The organism is Aliiglaciecola sp. CAU 1673, assembly GCF_029223185.1.
In the GTDB taxonomy this organism is placed as follows: Bacteria; Pseudomonadota; Gammaproteobacteria; order Enterobacterales; family Alteromonadaceae; genus Bowmanella.
In genome coordinates this window covers 41,469-58,636 of sequence record NZ_JARHUG010000004.1, presented here as the reverse complement: position 1 = coordinate 58,636, position 17,168 = coordinate 41,469, and the positions used below count along the sequence as shown (strand labels likewise).

11 protein-coding genes are annotated in these 17,168 nt (G+C 49.8%); 6 read left to right on the top strand and 5 right to left on the bottom strand.

Annotated elements, in window-relative coordinates:
- Nucleotides 1-3 precede the first annotated feature (3 nt).
- The gene (locus P2G88_RS04765) at nt 4-642 is read right to left on the bottom strand and encodes a hypothetical protein (RefSeq protein WP_275794573.1); all 639 of its coding nucleotides are present in this window, start codon (nt 640-642) and stop codon (nt 4-6) included.
- Nucleotides 643-872: 230 nt separating this feature from the next.
- On the opposite strand from P2G88_RS04765, the gene P2G88_RS04760 reads away from it, so the two are divergent.
- Nucleotides 873-1,949 carry an AI-2E family transporter gene (locus P2G88_RS04760; protein ID WP_275794572.1) on the top strand — a complete coding sequence of 359 codons (1,077 nt, stop codon included), beginning with the start codon at nt 873-875 and terminating at the stop codon, nt 1,947-1,949.
- 25 nt (nt 1,950-1,974) lie between these two features.
- Here the strand turns inward: P2G88_RS04760 and bcp are convergent, their stop codons facing one another.
- Nucleotides 1,975-2,436 carry a thioredoxin-dependent thiol peroxidase gene (gene bcp / locus P2G88_RS04755; RefSeq protein ID WP_275794570.1) on the bottom strand — a complete coding sequence of 154 codons (462 nt, stop codon included), beginning with the start codon at nt 2,434-2,436 and terminating at the stop codon, nt 1,975-1,977.
- A gap of 8 nt (nt 2,437-2,444) precedes the next feature.
- On the bottom strand, nt 2,445-2,972 hold the full coding sequence (locus tag P2G88_RS04750) for an ACT domain-containing protein (protein ID WP_275794569.1): 528 nt from the start codon (nt 2,970-2,972) through the stop codon (nt 2,445-2,447).
- 194 nt (nt 2,973-3,166) lie between these two features.
- Here P2G88_RS04750 and dapA point away from each other — a divergent pair, with 194 nt between their 5' ends.
- Genes dapA through purC form a run of 3 tightly spaced genes read left to right on the top strand, consistent with a single transcriptional unit; the run spans nt 3,167 to nt 5,896 of the window.
- On the top strand, nt 3,167-4,048 hold the full coding sequence (gene dapA / locus P2G88_RS04745) for a 4-hydroxy-tetrahydrodipicolinate synthase (protein ID WP_275794568.1): 882 nt from the start codon (nt 3,167-3,169) through the stop codon (nt 4,046-4,048).
- Between the two features lie 9 nt (nt 4,049-4,057).
- Nucleotides 4,058-5,161 (top strand): outer membrane protein assembly factor BamC, encoded by a 1,104-nt coding sequence (gene bamC / locus P2G88_RS04740; protein WP_275794567.1) that lies wholly within the window; start codon nt 4,058-4,060, stop codon nt 5,159-5,161.
- 24 nt (nt 5,162-5,185) lie between these two features.
- The gene (gene purC / locus P2G88_RS04735) at nt 5,186-5,896 is read left to right on the top strand and encodes a phosphoribosylaminoimidazolesuccinocarboxamide synthase (RefSeq protein ID WP_275794566.1); all 711 of its coding nucleotides are present in this window, start codon (nt 5,186-5,188) and stop codon (nt 5,894-5,896) included.
- Nucleotides 5,897-6,182: 286 nt separating this feature from the next.
- Here the strand turns inward: purC and P2G88_RS04730 are convergent, their stop codons facing one another.
- Nucleotides 6,183-10,157, bottom strand: coding sequence for a rhombosortase-dependent M36 family metallopeptidase (locus P2G88_RS04730; protein WP_275794565.1), 3,975 nt, complete (start codon nt 10,155-10,157; stop codon nt 6,183-6,185).
- A 295-nt stretch (nt 10,158-10,452) separates the two neighbouring features.
- On the opposite strand from P2G88_RS04730, the gene P2G88_RS04725 reads away from it, so the two are divergent.
- Nucleotides 10,453-10,866 (top strand): hypothetical protein, encoded by a 414-nt coding sequence (locus P2G88_RS04725; RefSeq protein WP_275794563.1) that lies wholly within the window; start codon nt 10,453-10,455, stop codon nt 10,864-10,866.
- A gap of 121 nt (nt 10,867-10,987) precedes the next feature.
- Here the strand turns inward: P2G88_RS04725 and P2G88_RS04720 are convergent, their stop codons facing one another.
- Nucleotides 10,988-15,574, bottom strand: a complete 4,587-nt coding sequence (locus P2G88_RS04720) for a S8 family serine peptidase (protein WP_275794562.1) — start codon at nt 15,572-15,574, stop codon at nt 10,988-10,990.
- A gap of 407 nt (nt 15,575-15,981) precedes the next feature.
- Here P2G88_RS04720 and P2G88_RS04715 point away from each other — a divergent pair, with 407 nt between their 5' ends.
- On the top strand, nt 15,982-17,166 hold the full coding sequence (locus tag P2G88_RS04715; RefSeq protein ID WP_275794561.1) for a thiamine pyrophosphate-dependent dehydrogenase E1 component subunit alpha: 1,185 nt from the start codon (nt 15,982-15,984) through the stop codon (nt 17,164-17,166).
- The last annotated feature ends 2 nt before the right edge of the window (nt 17,167-17,168 follow it).

Here is a 17,168-nt window from a genome sequence, read left to right as displayed (position 1 = left end):
CGTCTAGGGACTGTTTTGAGACAGCGGGTTAGCTTTTAGTTCCGCTTTGAGCTTTTGTTCTATCAAGTGGGCGAAGTCATCGCCGAAATTACCGGCAATTTCGCTGATGCGCTGACCATCGTCTTTGACAATAAGAACATGGGTGGAGAGTTCCAATACCACCCTTTCTATCACGTAATGGGCAAATTTGACTAGTGCGCGGTCCGCTTTGTCGCCCTGGGTATAGGCATAGTGAACGAACTCGACCAGTTTGGGCACCCTGAGCAATATACGCATGCCGTTGGGATCCCACACCTTGAACTCCATTAGTGGATGGTCTTTAACGTACTGATCCACCTCTTTATCCAAAGCCAGGGGGAAACAGCGGACTTCATAGCCCATCGTGGATACGCGGCGGTACAGTGCCAGACGAGGATGATGTTTTACATTAATGGTGCCGTCAGGGAGTTCTTCGCCTTGCAGTCGCTCGAGTTCCCAATTACGTCTGTCAATAATGCGCCGAAAAGCATTATCAAAGCCATGGCTGAACAAGCCGTCCAGTTCACCGAGTGTGCTGGAAACCATATGAAAAAAGGGGGGCAGCTCTCCCCAGTTAAGTTCCTTCTTGATGCGGATAATATCCTTCAGTGCTGAATCTGTCATACTGTGCCGAATTGCGTTCCTTATACAGACATCATACTGCCATTTTGCCCTTTAAGGTATGTCCAGTCATCGCCTGTTAATGTGATACATCACATTAACAGGAACAGTTCCCTTGATCATGGTGCTGGCTAGGGCAGATAATGGCGCAGACTTTATTAATGCACATTTTGGTGCGCCATAGTCTCAAGACACACCACCACAAAACCTAAATATCTGCACTTTGAGGAAACATGTTAGAGCTATTCAGCGGATGGTATAAGCGTAAATTTTCTGACCCCGATGCGGTGACACTGCTGCTTATCCTGGTGTTTTCATTTGCCTTGCTGATTTTCTGGGGCGATATGATGGCTCCTGTGCTGGTGGCGGTGGTGGTGGCCTATTTGCTCGAATGGCCAGTGTCCAAGCTCGATAGCATGGGGATGGGCCGCACCTGGGCGACAAGCCTGGTGATCTTACTATTTGTCGGGCTAACCGTATTAGCCTGTATCGGGTTGTTGCCAGTGGTATGGCGACAGGGCACAAACCTGTTAAGGGAATTACCGGCGATTTGGGCAGAAGCACAGATGTGGCTGTCTTCTTTGCCTGATCGCTATCCGGGTCTGCTGAACCGGCATGATATTGAAAATGCCTTGGCCGGAGTTAATGATCGGGTCATGGGTCTTGGACAGAACCTGCTTTCTGCTTCTCTGAGCTCCTTGGTCAGCCTGGTGGCACTGATGATTTATTTCATTCTGGTGCCGCTGATGGTGTTTTTTATGCTCAAGGATAAAGGCGAGTTGCTGACGAATGTGTCCAGAGTTTTGCCTAAAGACAGACGTTTGATAAAGCAAGTCGGGCTTGAGATGAACGTGCAGATAGTCAATTACATACGCGGTAAGGTCATTGAGATCCTCATCGTTGGTACAGTGTCAGCGGTGACATTTGCAATGATGGATCTGCGTTTTTCACTGCTGTTGGGGGTATTGGTAGGGTTGTCCGTGCTTATCCCATATATCGGTGCCGCGGTGGTCACCTTTCCTGTCGCCGCGGTGGCGCTATTTCAGTGGGGGCTGGAGCCTCAGTTTTGGTATCTGATGATAGCCTACGGCATTATACAGGCGCTTGATGGCAATCTGCTGGTGCCTTTACTGTTCTCTGAGGCCGTTAGTCTTCACCCCGTCTATATCATCATCGCCGTGCTGTTTTTTGGTGGTCTGTGGGGATTCTGGGGCGTGTTTTTTGCCATTCCGCTGGCGACCCTGGTAAAGGCGGTATTCAACGCGTGGTCAGAAAAAGCAGCAATAAAGCAAGAGGTGGCGCAGGGTTGATATCAATCGACTGCGCCAACGAGTTCTAAGCTAAGGATTCCAGAACTACTTGGTGATGATCTTTGGTTTTGAACTTATCAAAAACTTTGGCTACCTTGCCTTGCTCATCGATTAAGAAGCTGATGCGGTGAATGCCATCGTATTCCTTACCCATAAATTTCTTGGGTCCCCAAACGCCAAAGGCTTCCGCTACCTTATGATCTTCATCGCTGAGTAGCCTAAAGTTCAGACCTTCTTTCTCAACGAATTTTGTCAGGCGAGAGACAGGATCCGGGCTGATACCAAGCACAACGACGTTTTTATCAGAAAGATCTGCCTGACAATCACGCAGTCCCTGGGCTTGCACTGTGCAGCCAGGGGTCATGGCTTTGGGATAAAAATAAACAAGTACCTTTTTACCTTTCAAGTCCTGCAGATTGACGGTATTACCCTTGTCATCTGTGAGACTAAAATCCGGGGCGCTCTGGCCTTCTTTTATTCTGTTCATGTGCTTCCTCAGTGCTTAAGTTTGATGGTTCCCTGTAAGCCAAGACTGGCTAAGCGTTCACTAAAAGCCGGTGAAACACGCTCAATATCTGATGTATCTGGCATGCTGACCACCATATTGCAGCGAATCATTTCTGATTGAGTGTCGCTGTCAGTATAAGTATTCAGCCGAAATGCGGTAATAGTCACATTAACGCTGGCGAAAAAGGCGGTGATATCGCGCAGTACGCCCAAAGCGTCAAGCCCGGAAAACTCCACATCGGCCAGAGACAGCAGGTCTTGTTTACAGTGCTGCTTGGTACGCTTCATCATTGACAGCAGATCATTTTGCTGACAGACCTGGGGCAAGGTCATTTCCGCTTTGGTAATGGCACTTTGCGTACCTTCCAAAATCATGGTCAGTGAAAAGTCCAGACCGTAGACAGCTTGGCGGCTGTCCAGGATATTGCAGTTGCAAGCCCCCACGGCCGCAGCCAATGTGCTGAGTATGCCAATTTTGTCAGTACCGAGAATGGTGACGATTAACTGCTGCTTCATATGAGTTACGCAATACTGTAGGAGGCGCCGAAGTCTACCATAACAGTCGATATTCTCTACAGTTGATTGGTTTTGTTGAAAACTCTGAATAGGTTGTTCAGGAAGGTTTAACTATTTTCGCCAGGAGGGGAATCGCCGCTTGTGTTTGGCAGGTGAGGTCATTACCATTATGCCCTTAAAATTGGGGGGCGAGAATGTTCAAAGGCAGTGTGGTGGCGTTGGTCACGCCGATGGCGGATAACGGCCAAGTTGATTATGAAACGCTGAAAAATCTGGTCGAATTTCACATCAATGCAGGCACTGACGGAGTGGTCGCAGTGGGGACCACCGGAGAGGCCTCAACCCTTCCTTTCGATGAACATATCAAAGTGGTAGCCAAGATCGTTGAATACAGCGACCGACGTGTGCCGGTGATTGCCGGTACCGGTGCCAACTCTACCTCGGAAGCTATTGAGCTCAGTCAGGCTTCTGCTGGGGTTGGGGTTGATGGGGTACTCAGTGTTGTGCCTTATTACAATAAGCCTCAACAGCGTGGCCTGGTGGCGCATTTCAATGCGGTTGCCGATGCCACTGACCTGCCAGTCCTTCTGTACAACGTGCCCGGACGTACCGTCACCGATCTGCTGCCTGACACTGTTGTTGAGTTGGCCAAACACCCCCAGATTATTGGCCTTAAAGAAGCCACCGGCGACTTAAAGCGTTTGCAGGTATTAAAATCCAAACTGAGTGACGATTTTATCCTGCTCAGTGGTGATGATCCCACCGCCTGTGAATTTATGCTGCAGGGCGGTCATGGGGTGATCTCTGTTACTGCGAATATCGTTCCCGCCATCATGGCCAAGCTCTGTCAGTTGGCCACCAGTGGCAAGGCAGAAGAGGCGAGGGCTCTGGACGCTACTATTGCCGCGTTACACCACGCTCTTTTTATCGAACCCAATCCTGTGATGCCTAAGTGGGCGCTCTATAAAATGGGGTTGATGCCAAGCCCGGCACTTCGTTTACCCTTGGTGTTACCGGAACAAATTCATCAAAACGCCATCGAACAAGTCATGAAAAACATCGGCGTATTGTCATAAGGAGTTTTAATGAGCCGTAATGCTCTGTCAGTATTGGTGTTGGTGGGTGTGTTGTCAGCGTGCACCACACAGCAAGAAAGGCGAATTGCCAATGGCGATTTCCGTTATCTGGATGAACAGCAACGGGTGAATGTCAGGATCCCTGAGAATCTGTCCAGCCCTGCTTTCACCAAGGACTATGCCATTCCAGCCCTAGGTGAGCAGGCACCGCGCCAGCTAATCGGCGATAAGCTGGAAGTCAGGTCACCAGCCTTGGTATTGCCCCTGGTAACCGGCTCTCATGTGGAAGAAGGAAAACGTTCTGCCACTGTATTTTTCGACCAGGTGGACGATTCCACACCACTGGACACGGCTATCTGGAATTCCCTGATTAGCTTTCTGGATGAGCAAGGCATTGGCGTTGACACCTTTGATAAACAACAAGGCTTGCTGTTGACCGACTGGATGGTCGCCACAGAAGAGGAAGGCAGTTGGTACAGTTGGACCAAAACTGAGCGTGAACTGGGACGTCGCTTTGAATTCAAACTCAATCTAAAGCCCCACGGCCGTACAGCCTCCCTGGATGTATCCTTGCGCGACTATATGGAAACCCGCGGTGACAAGGTGATTTCCAGTGCCGATTTAGATTCAGAAGCTGTGCGTCGTAACGAAGTCGAAGTGCTGAATAGTGTTATTGGCCACTATCAGCAGCAACTGCAACTGGCCGATGCCAAGCGTATGCGACTGATTCGTGAAGGTATGGAAATGGAGATGGGCTTCAATGCCAATGGCGATCCAGCCTTTATCGTGTCCGGTGATTATGATTTGACTTGGACGCGCCTGCAGCTGGTATTGCGTAAGCTAGGCTTCAACGTTAAGGATTTGGATAAATCTAACGGTTTACTATTCGTCAAGTACGAAGGGCCACAGAGCAGTTGGTGGAGCCGCTTGTGGGGCAACGATGATAGTTTGCCGCTGGATCAGGAAGAATATCGTCTCCAGGTAAATCGTCAGGGAGGCGTTACTGCCGTGACGTTCATGGATGAAGAAAGCAAACCCTTGGCAGCCGATTTGATGACTCAGCTTTATAACCCGTTTTCCCAGACCATGGCCGATGATGATCTGGATATTTAACCCTAAACTCAAGAGAACCTGATAATGGAAAAGCGCGCCGAACTTTACCGTGGTAAGGCAAAAACCGTTTATGCAACCGATGATGCCTCACGTTTGATCCTGCACTTTCGCAATGATACGTCGGCATTTGATGGCCAAAAGATCGAGCAGCTTGATCGTAAGGGCATGATTAACAATAAGTTTAATCACTTTATCATGAGCAAATTGGCAGAAGCCGGTATCCCCACTCAGGTTGAAGCGTTGCTTTCTGACAATGACTCCTTGGTTAAAAAGCTGGATATGATCCCGGTCGAGTGCGTGGTACGCAACCTGGCGGCTGGCTCCTTGGTGCGTCGTCTGGGTGTCGAAGAAGGACGTGAACTGACACCTCCAACCTTTGAGTTCTTCCTTAAGAATGACGCATTGCATGATCCCATGGTCAACGAATCCCACATTAAAACCTTTGGTTGGGCAACTGAAGCGCAAATCGCGCGAATGAAGGAGCTCACCTATAAGGTGAACGATGTGCTCAAAGCGCTGTTTGACAAAGCTGGACTGTTGCTGGTGGATTACAAATTGGAATTCGGCCTGTTCAATGGTGAAATCACCTTGGGCGACGAGATCACCCCTGATGGCTGCCGTCTGTGGGATAAAGAGACCCGCAAGAAGCTGGACAAAGACCGTTTCCGTCAAGGCCTCGGCGGCGTTGTTGAAGCTTATGAAGAAGTTGCCCAGCGCCTGGGTATGTCTTTGTAAAAGAGATACCTCTCTGGAATGACTAAAAAACCTGCCAAGTGCAGGTTTTTTTATGGGCATCCACTTTCCCCTTTTGGCTGCCCGCATTCTGCCGACGTTCAAAAACGCTCATGACCTTTTGGTATGGAAAAAATCTGGGGAGAAGGTCAATGCTATCAACCATTGTCATCTCCGAGTTACAGCGGATTGCTCTGGGAAGCCAGGTTGGAGATGTCTGCTATATGACGCATTATTCATAAAAAAGGCCACCCGAAGGTGGCCTTAACACTATCCTAATTTACCAGTCTTAGGCAGTCTTGCGACGGCGCAGCCAGGTAAGTGGCAGAAGCAACAAGGACAACCAGCCCATCGAGCCACCGCTGCTGCCTTCATCGGAGACAACGGGTGGAGTGACGTTCTGCAGGTTAACCGTAGAATTTGCCGAAACGCTCTCTTTGCCGTCAGAAACAGTTACCTGGAATACCAGTTGACTGTTAGCGGTGATAGAGGGGGGGGTGATACTCAGGGTTGCAGTATTGGCATTGGACAAGGTGGCAGCTGGGCCGCTTACCTGGGTCCAGCTGTATGTCAGCGAGTCACCGGCGTTACGATCGGTTGCTACCGCTGTAATGGTTCCAGCCTGGCCCTCAGTCATAGACAGGGATGCAGGAACCGTCAGCTTAGGCGCCGAGTTGTCGCAAGCAAAGCTATCACCGGCTACCACATCGGAGAATACGCTGGTTAAAACATTACTGAAGGTAACATTATCAATCCACCATCCGAAGTCAGTAGCGTTAGTATCGGTGGCAATGCGGAAGCGCAACTGCGCACGGTTACCGTTTAAGGCTGAACCAAAGTTAATACGCTCCATGTTGCCCCATGGATTGCGGCCAGTGAAAGTGGGGCGGTTCTGCAGAGCCTGTGAGGTGCTTTCAATCAGCTCACCCACATAGCCCACATCAAATACGCCACCCATTTCCGTCACGTCAACCCATTCGCCGTCGTTGATACGAATTTCAACGACACCGCCGTCATAATCTTCTTCAATACCATAGAAGTGCCAGAAGCTAACTTCGAAGTTACCACCGTAGCCGATTTGGAATGGCTTGGTCTCAATGGCCACATCGGATTGGAAGCCATTGTTGTTCAGGAACAGCGTCTGCTCGCCCAGGTCGTAACCGAAGCTGGCGAAGAAACCCACGTTACCGCCGTTATCCACATCCAGGGTGCCTTCGGCCATGTCGCCGCCGAACATAACGTTTTCACGCCAGTCGTTGAACAAGGACACGGATTCCATGTCATCTGTGGCTTTGCCGCCCACAGGTGCACGGTCTTCAAAGTCCATGTTCACGGTGGTGGCAATTGCAAGGCTGCTGGCTTCAACGATTTCATCGTTTTCGGCCAACTCCGGGAACTGCACTTCAATAACCAATTCGTCAGCCGTGTCAGCATCATTCAGGGTCATCTTAATGGCGCCACTGGCGGCGTTTTGGAATGGCGCCATATCACCGAAGGTGATCAAGCCGTCATTCTCAAAAGTCACATCATGGCCACTGGTCACCACCAGTTGGCCTTGAACGCCAGAGAGCATCTCACTACCCACATTTCTGATAGTAACGCTTACTGTACCGGTTTCACCTTTATCCAGAATGCCGTCATTGGAGCAGAAGCCCAGTTCAACACCATCATAAGTTTCATTGATGCTGAAATCTGCTACCTGATAAGTCGCCAATTGGGTCTTATCAGATTCCACTACGCCCTGCAGGTTTGTGCTGTAACGTGCTGGAGACACAGCGCCCAAGCCCATGCCACGTTTAGCGAAAGCACCCAAAATCAACGCATAATCGCTGGTGCTGTTAGCATAAGCAGCCGCCAGGATAGCATCACGGGCTTCGGTGTAGGTGGGGGCAATTGGGGTTAGCTTGTAACCGGCAATCAGGTAATCGGCCATGCGCTTCTGCGCTTCTGAGAAGCCATGTTCGTTAATGAGCGCAACATAGCTTTCCCATAGCATGGTGGCCCAAATTTCACCTGCAGCATGAGGTGAAGCCACACTGGTACCTGGGATACCGATATCGCCACCTGCACCTTCAGTGATATGGCGGAAGCTCAGGCCATTGATGCTCATATCTGTGGTGTAAGGCAGACGGCGGATACCACGGTAGAAGTCTTCCACATAGGTACCGGTCGCGTAAGGACGCTGGAACATATCGTTACCATCAAGGTTGATATCTTCTTCTTTAACAATAAACATCAAAGAGTGGAAATCACCCCAGCCTTCACCCATGGCACGACCCTGGAAGTTGATCAAACCGGATGAGTTACCCACTAAACGGTTACTGATGTAGTGTCCCCATTCGTGGGCAATGATGCCGTTGTCGAAAGAAGAATCTTTCAGGGCAAAGTCATTGAACATCTCAACGGTAACGGTATCGCCGGCACCTAGCAGGTCATAGATGCTGTGACCTTCCTCATAGTTCAGACCAATGCTGGGGATGGTAACCCGAGAGTCAGAGCCGCCCATTGGGGCAGGTGTACCATTGTTGGCATTGTTCACGACCAATACGCCGGTAGCCCCTGCATTCTGGGCATTGAGAACCTTGGAAGCAAAGGTACAGCCTCCACGGTCAATCATCACAATCTTACCGGCCAGATCATCACCATTGACGGCCGGCTCACAGCCGTCTGTCACGGTGCCAGTACCATCATCAATCACAGCCACTTCGCCGGCAACGTCAGAATATTGCTGTGGGCCAAATGACGCCACTTGGCTGGAGAGTAGCAAACCAATGCTATCGTGTGACGTTACTACAGCACCAAAGTTTTCACCGACAACCGCGTCTTTGCTGGTATACAGGTATTGCTGCATACGCGGACTGGCACCGTCTGCTGGGGTGGACATATTGGCGTTGTTAAGACCCGAGTAGTCCTGGGCTTGCACTTCTAGCGGATCGCCTTCCACACCGCCACGGCCATAGTTAGATAACTGGGCGTTACCGGCAGCTTCATCAAAGCCGTGGTCATAGAAGAAGTCATGCAGGAAGTTGTTCATAAAGAACATATTAACGATGGCAGCTTTACGGTTGTTAAAGCTGCTGGCACCCTCCTCACCTTTGAGCTGATAGTCAAAAGTATTGTTTGAGGTGACTTCGGCAGTAAAATCTCCCTCAGTAAAGCCTTGGGGAGCAACCACGTCGGCATAGGCAAAAACGTTATTACCTGATGTTATGGTGGCATCATCAGCCAGCCAAGGGTCCTGAGTGCTGATTCTGCCATAATGCGTCAAAGACACCATGGGCGCATCCAGGATCTCTGTCTTATCTACCTGATTGGCGGATTCTGCCGGCAGCACATTACCGTGAGGACCTTCCCACGGATAGCCATCTTGGTCTGCATAAACACGGTAGTGGAAGTCTGCAGCATGGGATTGCAGATCCTTACGGAACAGTACCTTGCCGGAACTGGCCTCAATCACGTAGCTGTGATAATCGCTTTCCAGACTACCTTTGTCAGCCAATTGCACTTCTACATAATAGGCGGCAACCAATTCGCCTTTAAGTTCAAAGAACACTTTCTTGGCTCTAGGCTGGCCGATAACTTCTTTGCTGGCGTCACTGGATTCTGCGTGATAGACCACATAGCCGGAGGCATCTTTGGATTTCACCAGGCTGACATCTACATTGCCAAGTTCCTTAAAAGCTTTTTCAATGGCTTGCTCAGGAGATTGGAAATTGGCCAGCAGGGCAAATGATTGCTTGTTGGACAGCCCATCGGCAAAGTAACCAGAGCCAGCAACCAGATTGTACTCCCGGTCCATCATCACATTGTATTCACGGTTGAATACTTCGATGTCATGCACCGTCTGTTTATACTTGGCAACAATGGCACCGCGATTGGTGTCATGCAGGTTTGCTAACTCTGCTTTTACTGTGGCATTTTTGCTGGTACTCATGCCGGTCAGCGCATTGAGATAATAGCCTGCCGCATACTGGCTTTGCTGCTCTGGTGCGATCAACGCCATATCAGGTTTGGCTTGTTCTACACCGCCCCAGACAAAAGTGGCTTTGCCTAGCTGGGCATCGAACTGGCTTTTGGCACCTGAACGGGTAGGCTGCTCCGCTAACTGTTTTTGTGAACTAAAGGCAATGGATACCTTTGAAGACTGACTTGTTGCATCGAAAAACACGCCCTGTTGAGGGCTTGCCATTGCCACTGAGCCGAGGCCCGCAGTCATAGCAGAGGCGACCATAGTGGCGAGTATGGTTGGACGAAATCTATTCATTATTATTCCCTTTCCTATTGTTAACAGCTCTTACCGGATCAAGCACACCAAAGGTGTACCCAGGCAAGGCAAGTAGGTGATATAACGCGAACTACCGATCATTTGCAATGCAAAATTTACATTTACACACACAAAAATATGAATAAATGCTGATACACTCCGACTCCGTTTACACTTCAGAAAGTAGAAGGAAATTATCGAGATGTTTGGATTTCGAGCGAGGAACACAGGATGGTTGCTGCCAGGGGTTATATTGCTGGTGTCTTGTGCAAAACAACCACCTGCGGAAACAGTCGTGCTGGAAGAACAACAAGACAAGCCTAAAGCCGTTGAAACGTCAACCAAAACCACTGTGCCAATAATGTCATCTTTAGACAAAAAGCCTTCGCACCTGCTTATCAATGGAGTAAAGATGAGGGTGACATCTCTGCCATTAAAAGTAGGAGATAAAGTCTTCGACACCTCTGTTCAGCAATGGGCAACGGTAAATGGTTTGTTGGTTGTGAAAAGTAGCGATAAAGCGCTTATAGGATCATTATGCATTGCACCATGCTCTCTGAAAGAACTGGCGACTGGTACCTACCAGTTTGATGCAAAAGACGCTGAAGATTTTGCTGCATTTTATGAAAAGCTGAAACAACAGCCATCCCTAACAGCTCTGGAATTACAATTGACATACCATGGTGCTGGCGCTCCAGAAGAGCTTTAATTAGTCGGCCGGCTAATCTGTTCGAAGTAGAACAAAAAAACCGATGAATGTGTTCATCGGTTTTTTTTTGCTACCAGCTTATCAGGCAAACTACCTGATAAGCTGTTTAATGCAGACGCCTTTATGAGGCCTTTCTGCGTCTTACCCACAGTAGGGGCAGCAATAACAAAGATACCCAACCCAGTGAGCCTGAGCTTCTGCTCTTCTCATTCAATACCACAATAGTCGCGGTTTGGGTTGTGGTCGCTTTGCCGTCACTTACTGAAACAGTCAGTGTTACTGGTGTATCTGCAGATACACCAGATGCAGCCAAAGTATAGTTTGGTGCACTGCCACTGATCTGTACCAGGTTGGAATCGACACTGACCTCATAAGTCAGCGCGTCACCATTTGGATCCTGCGCGTTAACACTCAGAACATAAGTGCTCAGTTCCATCATCTGAGTCGGAGCATTGGTGCTGATTACAGGTGGACCTTCCACTTGAATCTCTGTTGCCACTGCGGCAGAGGTTGCCTTAGTTCCAGGTGTGTCAGGCAGGCTTGAAAGTACCTGAATGCCCAATGGGCCGCCGGCATTGTCTTCGTCTATTTGTACGGTAAAGGTCAATTGCTTATCCCCTTCAACCGCTTGCAGATAGAGACAGATCATGCGGTTATCCACGATGTCGGCCTCGATGCTACCAACCGATGGCACACCCTCTACAGGGGATACATGGTAGTAAGTGGCACCAGTGTTACCTGAGCCGCTTTCATAGCCAATGGAAACAGGCAATCCATCACCAATATGGTGAGTGACATTGTCATAGGCGAAGATAATGTTAGGTTCGCCCTCTGCCGGTGAATTATTGAAGATAACTTCAAAATCCAACACATCATTGACACCCTGATCAGCGTAGTAAGACATCATGTCATCATACTCAAGGATGGTCCATTTAGAGCCGGCAGTGGCTACTGACAGGGTAGAGCCGTTGTCGACATCAAACACCATGTCACGCCAGAACGGAGCGACCAGCCCATTGGGCGCGGTAGCATCTGGCATTAGCTGGTTAGTCCATGGCTCTGAACCTACGTTAGTGTTGCCAAGCAGCACAAAACCATCGTCGGTGAGGGTCACGCTTGAATACAGATTACCCAAGAAGTAGGCCCCAACGTTGTAGGTGGCAGTGGTGCTATCGCCGTTGGCGCTGCCCGGGGTAATGCCAAATGCGGCAAGATCCAGATATTCATTGCCGGTGAAAGGCGCAACACACTGGGCGTCTGAGGCATTGGTGGTCATATTGTAGCTTGGCTCCACACCCAACAAACTGGGCTGTAGAATTTCCCAGCTCAGGGTATTACCAACCAACTCACCTTCAGGTGAGACGCTGTCCGCTACCAGGCTGACACCTGCGGGTAAATTCACTTCAAGCAGATAATTGCGATCTTCTGCTGTGTAGTTGCCTGCAAGGTCCACCGTAAAGGTTACCTGGTCACCAGCAACCAGTCGTTGCGTTGTATCAGCATCTGAAGAGAGTCGGACATCATCTTCGCCTCTGATCAGATCTACTGACAGCAAACCAAGATTGCCAGCCAGTTCAGCGCTGCTGCCTAAATCAACCGCACCGTATACCAAATCACCAGGCTCCATGGCCAGGTTCCAGCCAAGTCGAAGTTCAAACTCCTCCAAGGCGGTTACAGCTGAAGGTCCGGTTACTGTCAGATTATTATTCAGATTTCCGTCAATCACCGTATGGGCCAGGGTGAAGGCATCTTCTGCATCCTCTGCGCTGGCTTGCCAGTTTTGCACTAATACCCAGTAATTGCCGGCGGCAGGATTTAGCAGGTCGACTTTCTCAAGGGCGCTACCTGTGGCACTGAAAGCCACCAGTTCGGTTTCCTGAGCCACTCCATCACCGTTTTCATCAAGACCAACCCACAGATCGAGATCCGGAGATTCGCTGAAGATAGTCTCTACGACCAAACGCTTGGCACCCTCAGGCACTTCCAGCAGGTAGCTCTTAACACCATCTTCCACATCGTCGAAGACATCGCCGTTGTCACTGTCCTGAACAACTGTTGCGTCTTCCTGTGTGGCTTTCACCAAACCGTATGAGCGTACAGTCAGATTCGTGATTTCAAGCGCCTGTAGTCCGGTTAGTAAGTAGCTGTCGGCATCGCGATGCGCTTCCAGTTCAACCTTGCTGGGCAAGTTGCCATTGGTAGGTTTAACCGCAATCGGCATACGCAGAGTTTCTGCATCACCGGCTAGTACCAAATTACCGAAGGCCCAGACATCAGACTCTGCCAAAGAGGCATCCACGTGTACTTCGATTTGCTGTTCCTGACCTGCTGTCAGCGTAAAACTGGCAGGACTGAACGTCACATCAAGACCACTGGACATAGTCTCACTGGAGACAGACCAGCTGCCGTCTTTGGTGGCTTTCACGGTTCTGGTCCATGAACAAGCACCCACACAACGCGCATTAGCCATCGACGGCAAGTTCAACGCTTTAGGATCGCCACCTTCAGCCGGATCGGCAGCAAGGTATTCGTCGATGCTGATATCCATCAACAGACCAATAGAGGCGGCGGCGCCAACGTTGGCCATACCCGAACCCATATCAAAGAAATCAGACGGCGTAACGCCATCGTCTTTGAGGGTGTTCTGATTGGCTGTCAACATCAATGCAGACTGGATTTCTGCTGGGGTCCAGCTTGGGCGGGCACCTTTCAATAGGGCAGCTGCACCAGCAATATGCGGCGAGGCCATTGAGGTACCTTGCAGGAAGGCAAAATCAGATGGGTCGGGTATCTCCTTGAATCCTTCCGGCTGATCGTCTGCATAAGCTGCCCAAATAGCCAAGCCAGGGGCAGCAATGCTTGGTGTGATAACATCTTCCAGAGAGTTATTAGGCCCTCTGGATGTAAATCCTGCTGCAATATTGCCTAGAGCGGGATCGTTAGTGATATAGCTGGCCGTAATGGTCGCCATATGACCAGTTCCACTGGCAACCCAGGCTTTCAACGCATCACCAGAATCTGCATCGATATGGATTGCTGGCAACACATGATTGTCTGCTGCAACGGTGTTTGAGCCACCCTGAATGTTAGCTAGCACCAAACCGCCGGCACCGCCTGCATCGACGTTTTTACCTTTGTCTACTCGAGCAATAGTGCCGCGGTCGCATATAACGATTTCACCGCTGAAAGTACCTTCAGGGAAAGGTTGCAAACATTGTGCAGGATCTCCCTCTGGATCGTTGGCGTTGGGGTAATCACCAGCATATACAATAGAGGCAGTAATGCCGCCGGTTTGTGCCAATCCAGTTATGGCTTCTGGCGCTTCGGTGTCACCACCGCTGAAATCTTTCAGCTCTTTTGGCGTGCTGGAACGATCGTGGCTATAAGCTGCTACGGTCAACACCCAAGGAGCGGCGGCATTAGATGAGGCTGTCTCAGGATCCGGACCGTCATTACCAGCAGAGTTAGCAACCACAATACCGGCTTCACGGGCGCTCAAAAATGCCTGACCCTTGGAGCCTTCCCAAGGTGAAAGGTTAGCAGCACCGATGGAGTGATTCAGTACATCTACGCCATCAACAATGGCTTGCTCAACTGCAGCCAATACCAGGGTGGTGGGGCAGCCAGAGAAACCGATGGCATCTTGCTCACCTGGGCGACATACCTGGTAGCTGATAACGTTGGCATGGGGCGCAACACCTGACATGCTGGGGAAGCTAAAGTCTGGATTCGGTGTGCCATTGGCATCCAGTAAGGGCACATCCAACAGCACGTTACCGGCAGCGGTACTGGCAACGTGTGATCCGTGACCGTTGTGGTCTTCACCGTTTTGTGGTGTACCAGGTGCGTAATTTTCATACTCGCCTGTGATTTCAGGGAAGCTGTAAACACCAATCAACTTGTCATTACAAAGAGATGCATCGGTTTCACAGTCACCTTTATAAACGCCGGCACCAAAAGGGTTGGTGTGGTCATAACCGTCAGCACCCACATCGGCAAATGAGGGATGATCAGTGTTGATACCGGTATCAATGATACCCACGATAACACCTTCGCCTTTGTAAGCTGTGCCAGTGGCCGTGCCATTCCAAACTGCTTCAGAGCCTATCCACTTAGGACCCGCATCTGTGTGCAGCTTTTCGATTTTAGAACGTTCAACGAAAGCAACATCAGACAGACGAGAAAGTTTCTCTGCCTGGGTTTGTGTCATACGCATCACAACCGCATTTAAAGCGTATTGGAAACTGGTGACATGCTTAGCACCAGCAACCGCATTTTGGGCTCTGGTGATAAAATCACTTTGCTTGTTTTTCAGAAATTGGGCGTATTGACGGGCTTCGGGCGACTTGGCATCTAGCTTATATTTCACCGGCGCATGGGTACTGACCGAGCGCTTGCTGGTGAATGCCGCATGGGTTGCAGGATAGCTTGCCAAGTCTCCGCGATAAGTGGAAACCGGCTCGCCTTTTAATCTGACAATGTAATCGTAATAGCCATGGTCCAAATCTGCTTCTTTGAAGAATTTACTCTTCTTGCCATCTTGTGAAGCTTTCTGTTTGATACTGGCAGGTGACACCGCTTTTAATTCGGCGTCTGTTCCCTGTTTGAACCCCTTATTTACTTGTAATGTCTCTGCAAAACTTTGTGCCGATACCGCTGAAGCGGAGACCAGTAATGCAGAAATAAGGGTAGAGAGTTGATGTCTCACTGAATACCTCCGTTTCCCTTGTTGCTGAGGGAAATGTATTTTTCTAGTTTTTTTACATGCGGTACTGCGTTTTCCGCACGCAATAATAGGTGGTCGTAGCGCGGGGCACGACAGTGCTATATTTAGCACAAGTAGCAACATCTAGTAACAATAATTCCCCCGGAAAAGATCATTCACAAAGTAAAAAACAGCTGCACAGAAACGTGCATTGTTGCCAGGATGTACTGTGATAGTAGATAGGATGTAAAAACTAGGATGAATATCCTAATGCAGTGGGTGAGTTGGAAATATTATCTTCTTTTCATTTAACGGCGAGTCACTAAAAAGCAACGCTATGTTGCGGCCCCTCAACTAGTATATTGCCATCCGTCAACAGGGCCGGGGCGCCCATTTTCCAAAGGCATCCCATGAAAGACAGAAATCATCTCAGCAACATTGGCTTAAGTCATAACGTTAATATTATCGACAAAGGCATTATCGATATTCCCATGCTGCAAATGCTGCAGAGCGATGGCACGCCCCATCAAGCGGCGCAGTTGCCACAGCTTGCTCAAGAAGATGTATTGAAAATTTACCGTACCATGCGGTTTATCCGCGTTTTGGACGAGCGTATGGTGGCTGCACAGCGCCAGGGGCGGATCAGTTTCTATCTGGCCAGTACCGGTGAAGAGGCCGCCAGTGTAGCGAGTGCCGCGGCCCTCTCGGACAAGGATATGATTATGTCCCAGTACCGTGAACAAGGTGCATTGGCCTATCGCGGATACACCACCGAACAATTTATGAACCAAATGTTCAGTAACGAGAAAGAGCCGAACAAAGGCAGACAGATGCCTATTCATTACGGCGCCAAAGAACTGAACTTTATGACCATCTCTTCACCTCTGGGAACTCAGATCCCGCAGGCTTCTGGTTATGCATACGGCCAGAAAATGGCCGGCGAAGAGGCTATTACCATTTGTTATTTTGGCGAAGGTGCTGCCTCGGAAGGGGATTTCCATGCCGGACTAAACATGGCAGCAGTGCTGAATTGCCCGGTGATTTTCTTCTGTCGGAATAACGGCTATGCCATCTCTACCCCCGCTGAAGAACAGTTTGCCGGTGACGGTATCGCCTCCCGTGGTCTGGGATACGGCATCAAAACTATCCGTGTGGATGGTAATGACGTGTTTGCTGTCTATGCCGCTACAAAACGCGCCAGAGAGCTGGCTCTTGAGCATAACTGCCCGGTATTGATTGAAGCCATGACCTACCGTCTGGCGGCGCACTCGACCTCTGACGACCCTACCGGCTATCGCTCAAAAGAGGAAGAAGCGCGCTGGCAGCAAAAGGATCCTATCGCACGCCTTGAAGCCTGGTTAGATGCTCAAGGCTGGTTGGATAAAGAACAAGAAACCAAAGACTTAGAGATGATGCGCCAGGAAGTGTTACAAGAGCTTAAGCGCGTAGAAAAAGTGCCAGTTTGCGCTATCGATGAAATTATCGAAGATGTATACGACACACCGCCATGGCACCTAAAAGAGCAGTTGGCAGAACTTAAGAAACACATGGCCAAATATCCAGAGGCCTATCCTAAGACCTCAGGGAGACTGTAATC